At 34.6% G+C, this 14,260-nt stretch carries 13 protein-coding genes; 10 read left to right on the forward strand and 3 right to left on the reverse strand.

Annotation, left to right across the window (positions count from 1 at the left end; genetic code table 11):
• Positions 1 to 10: 10 nt before the first annotated feature.
• A complete protein-coding gene (locus AC1Q8M_RS07530; RefSeq protein ID WP_000139782.1) occupies positions 11 to 1,066 on the reverse strand; it encodes an enoyl-CoA hydratase/isomerase family protein in 1,056 nt (351 codons plus the stop codon).
• A gap of 330 nt (positions 1,067 to 1,396) precedes the next feature.
• On the opposite strand from AC1Q8M_RS07530, the gene AC1Q8M_RS07535 reads away from it, so the two are divergent.
• The 4 genes from AC1Q8M_RS07535 (at position 1,397) to AC1Q8M_RS07550 (ending at position 6,337) form a co-directional block, all read left to right on the forward strand.
• Positions 1,397 to 1,654, forward strand: coding sequence for a hypothetical protein (locus tag AC1Q8M_RS07535; RefSeq protein WP_001119409.1), 258 nt, complete (start codon positions 1,397 to 1,399; stop codon positions 1,652 to 1,654).
• A gap of 184 nt (positions 1,655 to 1,838) precedes the next feature.
• Positions 1,839 to 2,078: a DUF2584 family protein gene (locus AC1Q8M_RS07540; RefSeq protein WP_000667344.1), complete on the forward strand. Its 240-nt coding sequence runs from the start codon at positions 1,839 to 1,841 to the stop codon at positions 2,076 to 2,078.
• Positions 2,079 to 2,093: 15 nt separating this feature from the next.
• Positions 2,094 to 3,251: an exonuclease SbcCD subunit D gene (locus AC1Q8M_RS07545; RefSeq protein ID WP_000765150.1), complete on the forward strand. Its 1,158-nt coding sequence runs from the start codon at positions 2,094 to 2,096 to the stop codon at positions 3,249 to 3,251.
• Positions 3,248 to 6,337: an AAA family ATPase gene (locus tag AC1Q8M_RS07550; RefSeq protein ID WP_001247451.1), complete on the forward strand. Its 3,090-nt coding sequence runs from the start codon at positions 3,248 to 3,250 to the stop codon at positions 6,335 to 6,337. Before AC1Q8M_RS07545 ends, AC1Q8M_RS07550 begins: the two co-directional genes overlap by 4 nt.
• Positions 6,338 to 6,444: 107 nt before the next feature.
• On the opposite strand, the gene AC1Q8M_RS07555 is transcribed toward AC1Q8M_RS07550, so the two are convergent.
• Positions 6,445 to 6,618, reverse strand: a complete 174-nt coding sequence (locus tag AC1Q8M_RS07555; protein WP_001141667.1) for a hypothetical protein — start codon at positions 6,616 to 6,618, stop codon at positions 6,445 to 6,447.
• A gap of 331 nt (positions 6,619 to 6,949) precedes the next feature.
• On the opposite strand from AC1Q8M_RS07555, the gene AC1Q8M_RS07560 reads away from it, so the two are divergent.
• Positions 6,950 to 7,249, forward strand: coding sequence for an ArsR/SmtB family transcription factor (locus AC1Q8M_RS07560; RefSeq protein ID WP_000214794.1), 300 nt, complete (start codon positions 6,950 to 6,952; stop codon positions 7,247 to 7,249).
• Positions 7,250 to 7,307: 58 nt separating this feature from the next.
• Here the strand turns inward: AC1Q8M_RS07560 and AC1Q8M_RS07565 are convergent, their stop codons facing one another.
• On the reverse strand, positions 7,308 to 7,493 hold the full coding sequence (locus AC1Q8M_RS07565; RefSeq protein ID WP_000646792.1) for a YkvS family protein: 186 nt from the start codon (positions 7,491 to 7,493) through the stop codon (positions 7,308 to 7,310).
• A gap of 356 nt (positions 7,494 to 7,849) precedes the next feature.
• Between AC1Q8M_RS07565 and AC1Q8M_RS07570 the strand changes: the two genes are divergently transcribed.
• The 5 genes from AC1Q8M_RS07570 to AC1Q8M_RS07590 all read left to right on the forward strand — a co-directional run bounded on the left by AC1Q8M_RS07570 (position 7,850) and on the right by AC1Q8M_RS07590 (position 14,235).
• A complete protein-coding gene (locus tag AC1Q8M_RS07570; RefSeq protein ID WP_000750109.1) occupies positions 7,850 to 9,052 on the forward strand; it encodes an L-lactate MFS transporter in 1,203 nt (400 codons plus the stop codon).
• A 625-nt stretch (positions 9,053 to 9,677) separates the two neighbouring features.
• Complete coding sequence (gene dhbA, locus AC1Q8M_RS07575; protein WP_001048431.1) at positions 9,678 to 10,463, forward strand: 2,3-dihydro-2,3-dihydroxybenzoate dehydrogenase; 786 nt, start codon at positions 9,678 to 9,680, stop codon at positions 10,461 to 10,463.
• A 25-nt stretch (positions 10,464 to 10,488) separates the two neighbouring features.
• Complete coding sequence (dhbC, locus tag AC1Q8M_RS07580) at positions 10,489 to 11,688, forward strand: isochorismate synthase DhbC (RefSeq protein ID WP_001002071.1); 1,200 nt, start codon at positions 10,489 to 10,491, stop codon at positions 11,686 to 11,688.
• 12 nt (positions 11,689 to 11,700) lie between these two features.
• The gene (locus tag AC1Q8M_RS07585; RefSeq protein ID WP_000960111.1) at positions 11,701 to 13,317 is read left to right on the forward strand and encodes a (2,3-dihydroxybenzoyl)adenylate synthase; all 1,617 of its coding nucleotides are present in this window, start codon (positions 11,701 to 11,703) and stop codon (positions 13,315 to 13,317) included.
• 24 nt (positions 13,318 to 13,341) lie between these two features.
• Entirely contained in the window at positions 13,342 to 14,235 is an 894-nt protein-coding gene (locus AC1Q8M_RS07590) for an isochorismatase family protein (RefSeq protein WP_016512869.1), read from the forward strand.
• The last annotated feature ends 25 nt before the right edge of the window (positions 14,236 to 14,260 follow it).

Raw genomic sequence — 14,260 nt, forward strand, 5'->3', positions numbered from 1 at the left:
CAATTTCATTTTATGCATTAAGTAAGTTAAAGAAACGATTCACATCTTCTTCTGAAACGTCACTTAACTGTTTATATTTATAATTCGGATTTTGATCTTTATCAACGACAACGGAGCGTACTCCTTCGAAGAAATCTTCATGTCTCATGAAATTTTTAGCAAGTATAAGGTCCGTAGCGAAACATTCTTCAACGGATTTATCTTTTCCATCAATAAACTGTTTTAATGTTACTTTTAGTGAAATAGGGGATTTTGATAACAGTGTTTCTTTCGTTTTTAGAGCAAAGGAACTTTCATCTTTCTCCAATGAATGGATGATTTCTTCAATTGTATCGAAAGCAAAATGTGAATTGATTACTTCTAATGAAGGAGCGAGCTCGCTTTCTAAGTTTGGAGCAGTTGCAAATGTACGAATAACTTCTTTTAAATTAGTATGTACATCATCTTCTTTATGCCAATTTACACTTTCAAGTTCAGTAAGAAACTTTGGTAATGAATCAGATGTCATAAAGTAATCAGCAGCATTAATAAATAATACGTCAGAAGCTTTTAAAATAGATGCTGTTAAAGCAACGAATCGTCCTGTATATCCAGGCGCTTTATTTAAGAAATATGCAGCTCCGACGTCTGGGAAGAAGCCGATATTCATCTCTGGCATTGCCCATTTCGTACGCTCAGTTACAATGCGATACTTCGCACCATTTGTAAGACCGACACCACCGCCCATTACAATTCCATCTAAACAAGCAATAATCGGTTTTGTATATTGATAAATATATGTATCAATTTCATACTCTTCTTCAAAAAAACGTTCTGCATGTTGCAATGCCACTTCATTGGAACGCGCTTCATAAAGAGTTTTAATGTCGCCGCCTGCACAAAAACCTTTTGTGCCAGCTCCTTTTAACACGATAAGTGCAATACGCTCATCGTGTTCCCACTCTTTAAGTTTTTGTCCGATAGGTTGTAACATGTCATAAGATAAAGAATTAAGTGCTTTTGGACGGTTTAAAGTAATTGTCGCAACGCCGTTTTCACTAACAGAAAATAAAACTTGTTCAGTCATAATGCATCCTCCCTTACATATCTTCTTATTCTTAATTCTTGATATGTACTGAAATGTCCTTTATAAATTTTGTCAAAAGTTGACGGTAAATATTAATTTGGTCACCGCATATTTTGACGAGTTATCTTTGCAGGATTTCAGAGACTGAGGGGGAATATTACAACATTACTGTAAGTGTAATTATTTGAAGTTATAATGATAAAAGCGCTATTATATAGGTGTGAATTGTTCATTATCAATTCTAAAAAGAGTGTTTGAAGAAAAAATGAATCGTACAATTGTAATAAAAAATTTTACACTGAATTAGAAATAGAGAAAGGAGAAATCGGAATGCCAGGACCTTTACTATTGTCGGTTATTATTTTGTCTTCTTTAATGATAGGGATAACGCAGTATTTTCATCATACAGATACGACAGAAGAAGTGAAGGATAAAGTACGTCTCGTATTTCCGATTTTTATAATATCTATTTCATTCTGTATTTTATTAAATAAAGATGGGTACATTGTCGCAGTGTTCTCATTTTTCGTCGCAATCGTTTTAATTACCGTTTTATATTATGTAATGAAAGACTTTATACAAAAATAAAGATGTCACAATAGGCATTTTTATTTTGGAGAAAATATAAAATTTCACATACCGTATTTTATATAAAATACATAAAACATATAACCATAGAAAAGTGTGTACTTTGCTGTGTATGTACTTGTCAATCTTGCATAGCCACTATACTATTAAAATGTAGAGATTATAAAAAGGGGTTGTATCTATCATGAAATTTGAGATGCACACAAAAATTATTTCAAATGAAAAAGAAGTAAGATTACATATTGAAGAAAATATATTTCAATTAATATTGGATGGTTATCACTTATTTACAATTCAAGAAATATTGCCTTTATATAAATCAAATGAAGAAAGAATTGGAAGTGCAACGATATTGAAGCTAGAGTGGGAGAACGGAAAAACTACAATAAACTATCAACTCGTTTCACTAAAATCAGTAAATTAAAAGGAGTAGAAAAATATGAAGTTATTTCATACAGCGGATTGGCATTTAGGTAAGCTTGTTCATGGCGTGTATATGACTGAAGACCAAAAGATTGTATTAGATCAGTTTGTACAGGCTGTTGAAGAAGAAAAACCAGATGCTGTAATTATTGCAGGGGATTTATATGACCGAGCAATTCCACCTACAGAAGCAGTAGACTTATTAAATGATGTGCTGCAAAAAATAGTTATTGATTTACAAACACCAGTTATTGCAGTAGCTGGTAATCATGATAGTCCGGATCGTATCCATTTTGGGAGTAGTTTAATGAAAAAACAGGGATTACATATTGCAGGCCAATTTCAATTCCCGTATGAACCTGTTGTACTAAATGATGAATATGGAGAGGTTCACTTCCATCTAATACCGTATGCAGACCCAAGCATAGTTAGACACGTGTTGAAAAATGAAGACGTACGTTCTCATGATGATGCGATGCGCATTTTTATGAATGAGCTCTCTGAAACAATGGATAAAGAAGCTAGACATGTATTTGTTGGACATGCATTTGTAACTTCTTCAGGAGAAGCGGAGGAGAATACAAGTGATGCAGAACGACCACTTTCAATTGGTGGTGCTGAATATGTAAATAGTCATTATTTTGATAAGTTTCATTACACTGCGCTTGGACATTTACATCAAGCGCATTTCGTACGTAATGAGACCATTAGATATTCAGGTTCACCACTTGCCTATTCAATTTCTGAAGAGAAACATAAAAAAGGTTATTACATTGTAGAACTGAATGAAACTGGTGAAGTAGCAATTGAAAAAAGGTTACTTTCACCACGTCGTAAAATGCGAACAGTAGAAGCGAAAATAGATGAATTATTACAGCACCCAGTAAGTGAAGATTACGTATTTGTAAAATTATTAGATGAAAACCCTGTCTTACAGCCAATGGAGAAAATACGATCTGTATATCCAAATGCAATGCACGTTGAAAGAGCGATGCAAAGGCGAGAACTCACAGATACAAATGAAGTAACGGTTTCAAGACATAAAACGGATGATTTATCTCTTTTAAAGGCTTTCTATAAAGAAATGAAAGGGTTAGATTTATCAGAAGAGAAAGAACGCCTATTTATAGATGTATTACAAACAGTGCAAGAACGGGAAGGTGAACGAGGATGAGACCGATTCAGCTTATTATGACAGCATTCGGGCCATATAAACAGAAAGAAGTAATCGATTTTGAAGATCTTGGAGAACATCGTATTTTCGCTATTTCTGGGAATACGGGAGCTGGAAAAACAACGATTTTTGATGCGATTTGTTATGTGTTATATGGTGAGGCTAGTGGAGAAGAACGTAGTGATACGAGCATGCTTCGAAGTCAATTTGCTGATGATGATGTTTATACAAGTGTAGAATTAACCTTTCAATTAAAAGGGAAACGCTATGAAATAAAAAGACAACTTGGACATAAAAAACAAGGGAATAAGACCATTACAGGACATGCAGTAGAATTATATGAAGTTATTGATGGAGAAAACGTTCCAGCCGTCGATCGTTTTCATGTAACAGACGTAAACAAAAAAGTGGAAGATTTAATTGGTTTAAGTAAACATCAATTTAGTCAAATTGTTATGTTACCACAAGGTGAATTCCGAAAACTATTAACATCTGAGACGGAAAACAAAGAAGAGATTTTACGTCGTATTTTTAAAACGGATCGTTATAAATTAATGCGTGAGTTACTTGATCAAAAGAGAAAACAATGGAAAGATGTTTTACAAGAAAAACAAAAAGAGAGAGAGCTCTATTTCCGTAATGTTTTTAAATTACCAATCCGTGATGGAGCATTATTAGAGACATTAGCGGCACAAGAACATGTAAATACGCATCAAGTAGTAGAAGCGTTAGAACAAGAAACAACAGTGTATAAGGCAGAGGTTGAGCAATTACAAGTAGAACAAGATGTTCAAACGAAGCAATTAAAGGATGCAGAAACACGTTTTCATGCAGCAAAATCTGTAAATGAGAAATTTATAGATTTACAACAAAAGAATGAGAAATATAACACTTTACAAGAGAACCGTGCAGCAATTGAAAGGAAAGAAAAATCCTTTAAACGTGCGGAACAAGCAAAGCGCTTATTACCATTTGAACAATGGTATGAAGAAGCGATGCAAAATGAGCAGAAAGCTGAAAGTTTGTTAAAACAGATAATCGTCAAACAAGAACAGATAATGAACAGCTTTGAACTTGCTCAGGAGAAGTATGAAGTAGTAAAGAATAAAGAAGCTGAACGAGAAGAGGCTAAAAAACTTGTTCAAAGATTAGAAGAGTTACAAGCAATCATTGAATCATTAGCTGAGAGAAAGCTGAATTTACAAAATGCCGAAATTCAAATAGGGAAATTAAAAGAAAGTATGCAAAAGTTGGATCAACAACTAGAAGAGCATACAAGCCAAAAACAGAGAATGTCTGATGAATTGCATCAATTAGAACAAGCACTTGAGCAATATGTAGCTAAAGTAGAAGAACTAACGAATATGCGAGAAGATGCAAAAGTTTTAAAGCAAGCATACGATGTTTGGCAAGAAAAACAAAAATTCGAGCAAGAAAAAGAAGTGGCAAATAATAAAATGCACGTGGCAGTTCGTGCATATGAAAACATGGAGCGCCGCTGGTTAAGTGAACAGGCTGGTATATTAGCTCTTCATTTACATGACGGTGCATCTTGTCCGGTATGTGGTAGTACGAATCATCCGCAAAAAGCTACAGAGCAAAGTAATGCGATCGATGAAAAAGAGTTAAACGATTTAAGAGATAAGAAGAACATTGCTGAAAAATTACATGTGCAAGTAGAGGAGAAATGGAATTTTTATCGACTACAATATGAACAAGTGATAGAAGAAGTTGTGAAGCGTGGCTATAACTCCGAAAAATTAGTTGAAACATATAGTGCACTTGTTCAAAAAGGAAAACAATTAGCAGCAGACGTTAATACGTTAAAAGCAAGTGAAGAAACACGTAAGCAGATTGCTGCGAACATGAAAAGCGTAGAAGAAAAAATAGAAGAACTTCAGAAACAAAAACGGGAAGTAGAAACAATGCAGCACCGTACAGAAATAGAGTGCATGCAACTTCGTACGTCATATGAACATGATAAACGAAATATTCCAGAAAACTTGCAAACAGTACAAGCTTGGAAATCACAGTTTGACCAAGCTATGCACGAACTTAGGTTAATGGAGGACGAATGGAAGAAAGTGCAGGAAGCGTATCAACATTGGCAAAATGAAAATATACGTATTCAAGCAGAACAGAAAGGTGCTTCTAATCAATTTGAAAGTGCAAAATTGAAGAAAGAAGAGACTTTCGCACGCTTTATGAAAGAGCTAGAACAAAGCGGATTTACAGATCAATTCACGTATAAAGAAGCCAAATTAAGCGACGCCGAGATGGAGATGTTACAGAAAGAAATTCAAGGTTATTATTCATCTCTTGAAGTGCTTGCAAAACAAATTGAAGAGCTAAACTCAGAATTAAAAGATAAAGAGTACATGGATATTACATCTTTAGGTGAACACATAAAAGAACTAGAAATTAATCTCGATATCATTAAAGAAAAACGTCAACGTGCGCAAAATGCGGTAACATATATTTCTGATTTACATGAAAACATTAGACGTATTGACGAACAAATTCACGAGGAAGAAAAAGCCTTCCAAGAACTTGTTGATTTATATGAAGTAATGAAAGGTGATAACGAAAGTCGTATATCATTTGAACGTTACATTTTAATTGAGTATTTAGAACAAATCGTTCAAATCGCAAACGAACGACTACGTAAATTATCAAATGGACAATTTTATTTAAAACGAAGTGAACGAGTTGAAAAAAGAAACCGTCAAAGTGGATTAGGCTTAGATGTGTACGATGCATACACTGGCCAAACGCGCGATGTAAAAACATTATCCGGCGGAGAGAAATTTAACGCATCACTTTGCTTAGCGCTAGGAATGGCAGATGTCATTCAAGCATATGAAGGTGGTATTTCCATCGAAACGATGTTCATCGATGAAGGGTTCGGTTCATTAGATGAAGAATCATTAACGAAAGCAGTAGATGCCTTAATTGACCTACAAAAATCAGGCCGATTTATCGGTGTCATTTCACACGTACAAGAACTGAAAAACGCAATGCCAGCTGTATTAGAAGTAACGAAGCAGAAGGATGGATGTAGTCAGACTAGGTTTGTGGTGAAGTAAGCTTAGAAAATGGAGTAGGGAATCTACCGATACTTTTAGTGTCATATGTATGAATCATAAAACGTCGTCTCTTCATATTGGAGGCGACGTTTTATTTTATAAAATATCTATGAATTATCTGTAGAAGGCGGCGTATTCTCCAAACGATTATAAGTTTTAAAGGCTGAAATTGCTGAGATAACCCCGCCTACTAAAAATAAAGCGGATCCTCCAACTAAGATGATACGACTGACATATGTTTCCCGTGCTTCTTCGACTTCTTCTTGTAACGCTGTAGGCATATGAATTCCCCTTTATAAAAGTTGTTTTATAAATAGTATATACAAACGCCTAAAATGTGTTAAAATAACTGATGATTTTATGCAGTGGGTAATTAGATGAGTAGGATGCGAGTGGCTAAATAAATCTTCATCACAAATTTATGCGAACTTCACATAGAGCACATATTAACATTGTATTATGTATATGTACCAAATAAATAAAGTGAATGTAAGTTCTGTTTTCAAAAATTTAAAATCCTTTTATTTCTATATGAAAGTTTTAATCGAGGGTTTTAAAAATTTTGGAAATAGATCTTATAAAAATGGAATTCATATAAAAGGGGAATGTCTTATGACAACATATACAAGTGAAATGAAAAAAACTTTAGTTTCAGAAGAAGATGTAGATATTTTAAAAATTATGGCGCATCCAATCCGACTGCAAATTGTAAATGAATTAAGTACGAGAAAAACTTGTAATGTAACACAATTAACAGAGTTACTGAATATTCCGCAATCTACTGTTTCACAACATTTATCAAAAATGAAGGGTAAAGTGTTACGAGCAGAGAGAAGAGGTTTAGAAATTTATTATCATATTAACAATTTAAAAGCGAGTAAGATTGTTAATGTTTTAGGGTATATAAACTAGTGAAATATTTTTATATAAAATAGCCCCTGCTGTTGAGCAGGGGCTATTTTGTGTTGTTTTATGTATTTGCATTTAAAACTTTATAGTTTTTATGATTTACAATTGTTCGATCAAATTCAAAAGTACCACCGCTTACATTTGTAATTTCAACTAAGACCGATTCAGTATAAAGTTTTAGTACAGATCCTGTAATCTTTAAATTGTTTCGTTGAAAAAGTATAGTATCCCCTACGTTTGCTTTCATAGTACCTCCTCATTAAAGACAGAAATATTTTTTTATTATATATATTAAACCACGGATAGATATATTAGTGAATATTTAGTTTTATTTATTGGGAAAAAATTTGTGATTTTATAAAAAATAAGGTGAATCGAAGTATAAAAATTTTTTTCTATTGTATTTAATCAGTAGTTTTTTGTATTTCATCCTTCGTTTTTTGTAACTGATTCCATGTTTTTGACGCTCTATCTTGTAAGTGCTTACATAAACAAAAACATCTTATACAATGAAGGTGTCAAATCAAAAGAGGTGACCAAAATGAACATAAAAAAAGTAAATTTAGCGAATAGCATTGAAATAGAAAGAGGAGGCGGAAAGGTATGAAAAAATCAACTGTTAATCCATGGTTTGTTGTCCTTGGCACAGTCATAGTACAAATGGGGCTTGGGACGATATATACATGGAGTTTATTCAATCAGCCTTTAGTTAGTAAATACGGTTGGAGTCTTAACGCTGTTGCGATAACTTTTTCAATTACTAGTCTTTCTTTAGCATTTTCAACTTTATTTGCGAGTAAATTGCAAGAAAAATGGGGACTTCGTAAACTTATTATGATAGCTGGATTAGCATTAGGACTAGGGTTAATACTTAGTTCACAAGCTTCTTCATTAATATTGCTTTATGTACTAGCAGGAGTTGTTGTAGGTTATGCAGATGGTACAGCATATATCACTTCACTATCAAATTTAATAAAGTGGTTTCCAGAGCGTAAAGGTTTAATTGCTGGTATTTCTGTCTCTGCATATGGTTCAGGTAGCTTAATCTTTAAATACGTTAACGCACAGTTGATTGAATCAGTTGGTGTATCGCAAGCATTTATATACTGGGGTTTAATTGTTACAGCTATGATTGTAATTGGTGCTTGTTTAATCCATCAAGCTGCAGATCAAGGAGCAGTTCATGAAACAAAAACTAAGGAATACACAACGAAAGAAATGTTAGGCACAAAACAAGTATACTTATTATTTATCATGTTATTTACATCATGTATGAGTGGCTTATACTTAATTGGTATGGTAAAAGACATTGGTGTTCAACTTGTAGGACTTAGCGCAGCAACAGCAGCTAATGCGGTGGCTATGGTTGCAATCTTCAATACATTAGGTCGTATCATTTTAGGACCGTTATCGGATAAAATTGGGCGTTTAAAAATCGTTACTGGTACTTTTGTTGTTATGGCGAGTTCAGTCTTAGTTCTAAGTTTTGTAGATTTAAATTATGGTATTTACTTCGTATGTGTAGCAAGTGTAGCGTTTTGCTTTGGTGGAAATATCACTATTTTCCCAGCTATTGTTGGTGATTTCTTCGGTATGAAAAACCATAGTAAGAACTACGGAATTGTGTATCAAGGATTTGGATTCGGGGCGCTTGCAGGTTCCTTTATCGGTGCACTTCTAGGTGGATTCAAACCAACGTTCATGGTGATCGGTGTATTATGTGTCGTGTCATTCATTATCGCAATTTTAATTCAAGCACCTAAACAGAAAAAAGAACACGAAGAAGAGTATCGCAGCGTAGCGTAAGTATACAAATCTTCTATAACGCTATGATTACGAAAAAGCATCCTATTCTATTAATTAGGATGCTTTTTTTATGAGTTATTTTAACAAGGTTAAATTATTTTTGGGATTTTTATAGATGTAAAAGTGAGTGGGATATATTGGAATATAATGAATTGATATATCGCATTTGAAATATATATTAAATCTTAAATGATAAAGAAGACATTCGTTAGTATTTGTAAGATATATTTTCAGAAAAATATTGAGAAAATATATACTTGAGTTTTTCATAAAGCATTGTAAATGAACGTATCTCTAGTTTGTCTTCTTCAATTTTAAAAAGAGGATTTGGAATTTTATTTATAATATAAGTACATTTAATACGTTTACATATGATTTTATTAAGAAGCATTAAAATACTTTGTCTGAAAAATAAAAAAAGATTGACAAGTTTATTGAGAAACATTATCATTTCGATGTAAGATAGTAAATGAAAAACATTATCAATAAAATGGATTTTAAAGTAATGCGCACTTGACCAATTAGTTTAGTAAGTGTATTATTTTTTACAACACCACTGATAATGAAAATCAATATCAGTGGTGTTGCTTAATGAAATTAATGTTTATGTGAAAGGATAGAGAAAATGAACTTAGGGGAATTTGATGGGAAAACAGTTTTAGTAACAGGTGCAGCACAAGGCATAGGCAGTGTTGTTGCCAAAATGTTTTTAGAAAGAGGAGCCACAGTTATTGCGGTTGATCAAAATGAAGAGGGGTTAAATGTACTCTTAAATCAAAATGAATTAAATAATACACGTATGAAAACGTTTCGTTTAGATGTGAGTGATAGCGCTGCTGTTGAAGACATGGTAAATCATATTGCAAATGAAATAGCGCCAATAGATATTTTAATAAATGTTGCAGGGGTTTTACGTATGGGACCAATTCATTCGTTAAGTGATGAAGATTGGAATAAAACATTCTCTGTAAATACTACAGGGGTTTTCAATATGTCCCGAGCGGTAAGTAAAAATATGATGTTAAGAAAATCAGGGGCAATTGTTACAGTCGGTTCAAATGCGGCAAATACGCCGAGAATGGAGATGGCTGCGTATGCTGCGTCAAAGGCTGCAACGACAATGTTTATGAAATGTTTAGGACTAGAGCTTGCGGCATACAATATACGCTGCAACTTAGTTTCTCCAGGTTCTACTGAAACTGAGATGCAAAGATTACTATGGGCTGATGAGAATGGAGCTAAAAATATAATTACTGGTTCTCAAAATACATATAGACTCGGAATTCCATTACAAAAAATTGCACAACCTTCAGAAGTTGCTGAAGCAGTGTTATTTTTAGCCTCAGATAGAGCAAGTCATATTACAATGCACAATTTATGTGTCGATGGCGGTGCTACGTTAGGAGTTTAATAAAAATTCAGGAGGTTATTATATTATGAATGAACATATAGCTGTAAAGGAATTGTCAGAAAAACTTTTAGAAGATTATAAGACTGAATCTTCATTCTTTTTCGCTTCACCAACTCGAACTATATTAGCAGAAGGAGAGTTTACTACAGTAAAGCATCGTGAAATTGAAAATTTCCCAGAGCTTGTGCAAGCGACATTAAGTAATGCGAAACAAGCTGGAAATCCAAATCCTATCGTTGTGGGTGCTTTGCCATTCGATCGTAGAAAAGAAGTCCAACTTATCGTACCAGAATATAGTAGGATTTCTGAGCGTTTACAATTGGATACAACAAATCAGCTTGAAACAAATGAGAACGTAACATTTGAAATGACGCCAGTACCAGACCCTGAAGTTTATATGAATGGTGTGAAGCAAGGAATTAAAAAAATACAGGACGGTGATTTAAAGAAAATCGTTCTATCTAGATCGTTAGATGTTAAATCTTCGGAAAAGATTGATAAGCAAAAACTTCTGCGAGAATTAGCAGAACATAATAAGCATGGTTATACATTTGCTGTGAATTTACCGAAAGATGAAAAAGAGAACAGTAAGACGCTAATTGGAGCAAGTCCTGAATTACTTGTTTCACGTAATGGTATGCAAGTTATTTCTAATCCGTTAGCTGGTTCAAGGCCACGTAGTGAGGACCCAGTAGAAGATAAAAGAAGAGCAGAGGAATTACTTTCTTCTCCAAAAGATTTACATGAACATGCGGTAGTAGTTGAAGCGGTTGCCGCTGCACTTCGTCCGTATTGTCATACATTACATGTTCCAGAAAAGCCATCAGTTATTCATAGTGAAGCGATGTGGCATTTGTCTACAGAAGTGAAAGGTGAACTGAAGGATCCAAATACTTCTTCTTTACAATTAGCAATTGCCCTTCATCCTACGCCAGCAGTTTGCGGAACTCCGATGGAAAAAGCAAGAGAGGCTATACAGCATATTGAGCCATTTGACCGCGAGTTCTTTACAGGAATGCTAGGATGGAGCGATTTAAATGGAGATGGAGAATGGATTGTTACAATTCGTTGTGCTGAAGTACAAGAAAATACACTGCGTTTATATGCAGGAGCTGGAGTTGTTGCTGAGTCAAAACCAGAAGATGAGTTAGCAGAAACATCAGCTAAGTTCCAAACAATGCTAAAAGCTTTAGGGTTAAGAGATAGTTCACTTAATGAAAAATAGGGGGAAGAAAGAATGCTAGTAGGTTATACAGAATGGCCAAAAGAATTTGCCGATCATTATCGAGATGAAGGATGTTGGCTTGGTGAAACATTTGGAGGAGTGTTAAGAGAGCGGGCTGAGAAATATGGAGATCGAATCGCGGTTGTAAGTGGTAAGAAGCATATAACATATAGTGAACTTGATAAAAATGCAGATCGTTTAGCAGCAGGTTTACTGAATTTAGGAATAAAGAAAGAGGACAGAGTTGTAATCCAGTTACCTAACATTATCGAGTTTTTCGAAATATGTTTTGCACTATTTCGAATTGGAGCGCTTCCTGTCTTTGCACTACCTTCACATCGAAGCAGTGAAATTAGTTATTTTTGTGAGTTTGGCGAGGCGAGCGCTTACGTTATTTCAGATAAGGCTCTCGGTTTTGATTATCGAAAACTAGCAAGAGAAGTGAAAGAGAAAGTGCCAACTTTACAACGTGTAATTGTAGTGGGGGAAGAAGAAGAGTTTGTGAACATAAATGATCTGTATATGGATCCCGTCTCATTACCAGAAGTTCAGCCAAGTGATGTTGCATTTCTCCAATTATCAGGAGGGACAACAGGTCTTTCTAAATTAATTCCTAGAACACATGATGACTATATTTATAGTTTACGTGTAAGCGCTGAAATTTGTAATTTGAATGCAGAAAGCGTCTATATGGCAGTTCTTCCAGTAGCACACAATTACCCAATGAGTTCTCCAGGGACATTTGGAACTTTCTATGCGGGTGGAAAAGTGGTATTGGCAACTGGTGGTAGTCCAGATGAGGCATTTGCTCTTATTGAAAAAGAAAAAGTTACAATTACAGCGCTCGTTCCGCCATTAGCAATGATTTGGCTTGATGCTGCATCTTCTCGTAATACCGATTTATCGAGCCTAGTGGTTATTCAAGTAGGTGGTGCTAAGTTTAGCGCTGAGGTTGCAAGACGTATACGCCCTACATTTGGATGTACGTTACAGCAAGTATTCGGTATGGCGGAAGGATTAGTGAACTATACAAGATTAGACGATCCGGAAGAAATTATTATTCATACACAAGGTAGACCAATGTCTGCACTCGATGAAGTACGAGTTGTTGATGAAAATGACAACGATGTACAACCTGGCGAAGTAGGTAGTTTATTAACAAGAGGTCCATATACAATTCGTGGTTACTATAAAGCTGAAGAGCATAATGCACGATCATTTACAAAGGATGGATTTTATCGCACAGGTGATCTTGTAAAAGTAAATGAACAAGGATACATCATTGTAGAAGGAAGAGATAAAGATCAAATTAACCGTGGTGGTGAGAAAGTTGCTGCGGAAGAAGTTGAAAATCATTTATTAGCACACGATGCGGTCCATGACGTAGCAATTGTATCTATGCCTGACGATTATTTAGGTGAACGCACCTGTGCTTTTGTTATAGCTCGCGGACAAGTTCCGGCAGTAAGTGAATTAAAAATGTTTTTAAGAGAACGTGGTATAGCGGCTTATAAAATTCCAGATCGAATTGAATTTATTGAATCATTCCCGCAAACAGGAGTCGGAAAAGTCAGCAAAAAAGAACTACGTAAAGTCATTGCTGAAAAACTTATTACAGTAAAACAATAATAAAAACCGGAAGGAAGTGATTAGATGGCTATCCCATCTATTTCAGTATATAAAATGCCAATTGAATCAGAACTACCAAAAAATAAAGTGAATTGGACACCAGACCCGAAACGTGCAGTACTTTTAATTCATGACATGCAAGAATATTTTCTTGATGCATATAGCGATAAAGAATCACCAAAAGTAGAACTTATTTCAAATATTAAAATGATAAGAGAAAAATGTAAACAACTTGGTATACCAGTTGTTTATACAGCGCAACCTGGTGGACAAACGTTAGAACAAAGAGGTTTATTACAAGACTTTTGGGGTGACGGTATTCCTGCTGGACCAGATAAAAAGAAAATTGTTGATGAACTTACTCCTGATGAGGATGATATATTCCTAACAAAATGGAGATATAGTGCATTTAAAAAGACAAATCTATTAGAAATTTTAAATGAACAAGGAAGAGATCAACTCATTATTTGCGGTATTTATGCGCATATTGGATGCCTTTTAACAGCTTGTGAAGCATTTATGGATGGTATAGAGCCGTTCTTTGTAGCAGATGCAGTTGCTGATTTTTCACTAGAGCATCATAAACAAGCATTGGAGTATGCATCTAATAGATGCGCAGTAACGACATCAACAAACCTACTGTTAAAAGATTTACAAAGTGTAAAAGGTGATGAGAGTGAAGGAATCACTATACAGCAAGTACATGAACTAGTTGCACAACTACTTCGTGAGTCAGTAGAGAGTATTGATATTGATGAGGACTTATTAAATAGAGGGCTTGATTCGGTCAGAATTATGAGTTTAGTAGAGAAGTGGCGTCGTGAAGGGAAAGAAATCACGTTTGCAGATTTAGCAGAACGTCCAACTGTTGCAGGTTGGTACAGCTTATTATCTTCACAAACAGCACAGGTGCTGTAACAAATAGACTACATAATAAAGGGGT

Source organism: Bacillus sp. GW823-FHT06A10 (assembly GCF_058795375.1).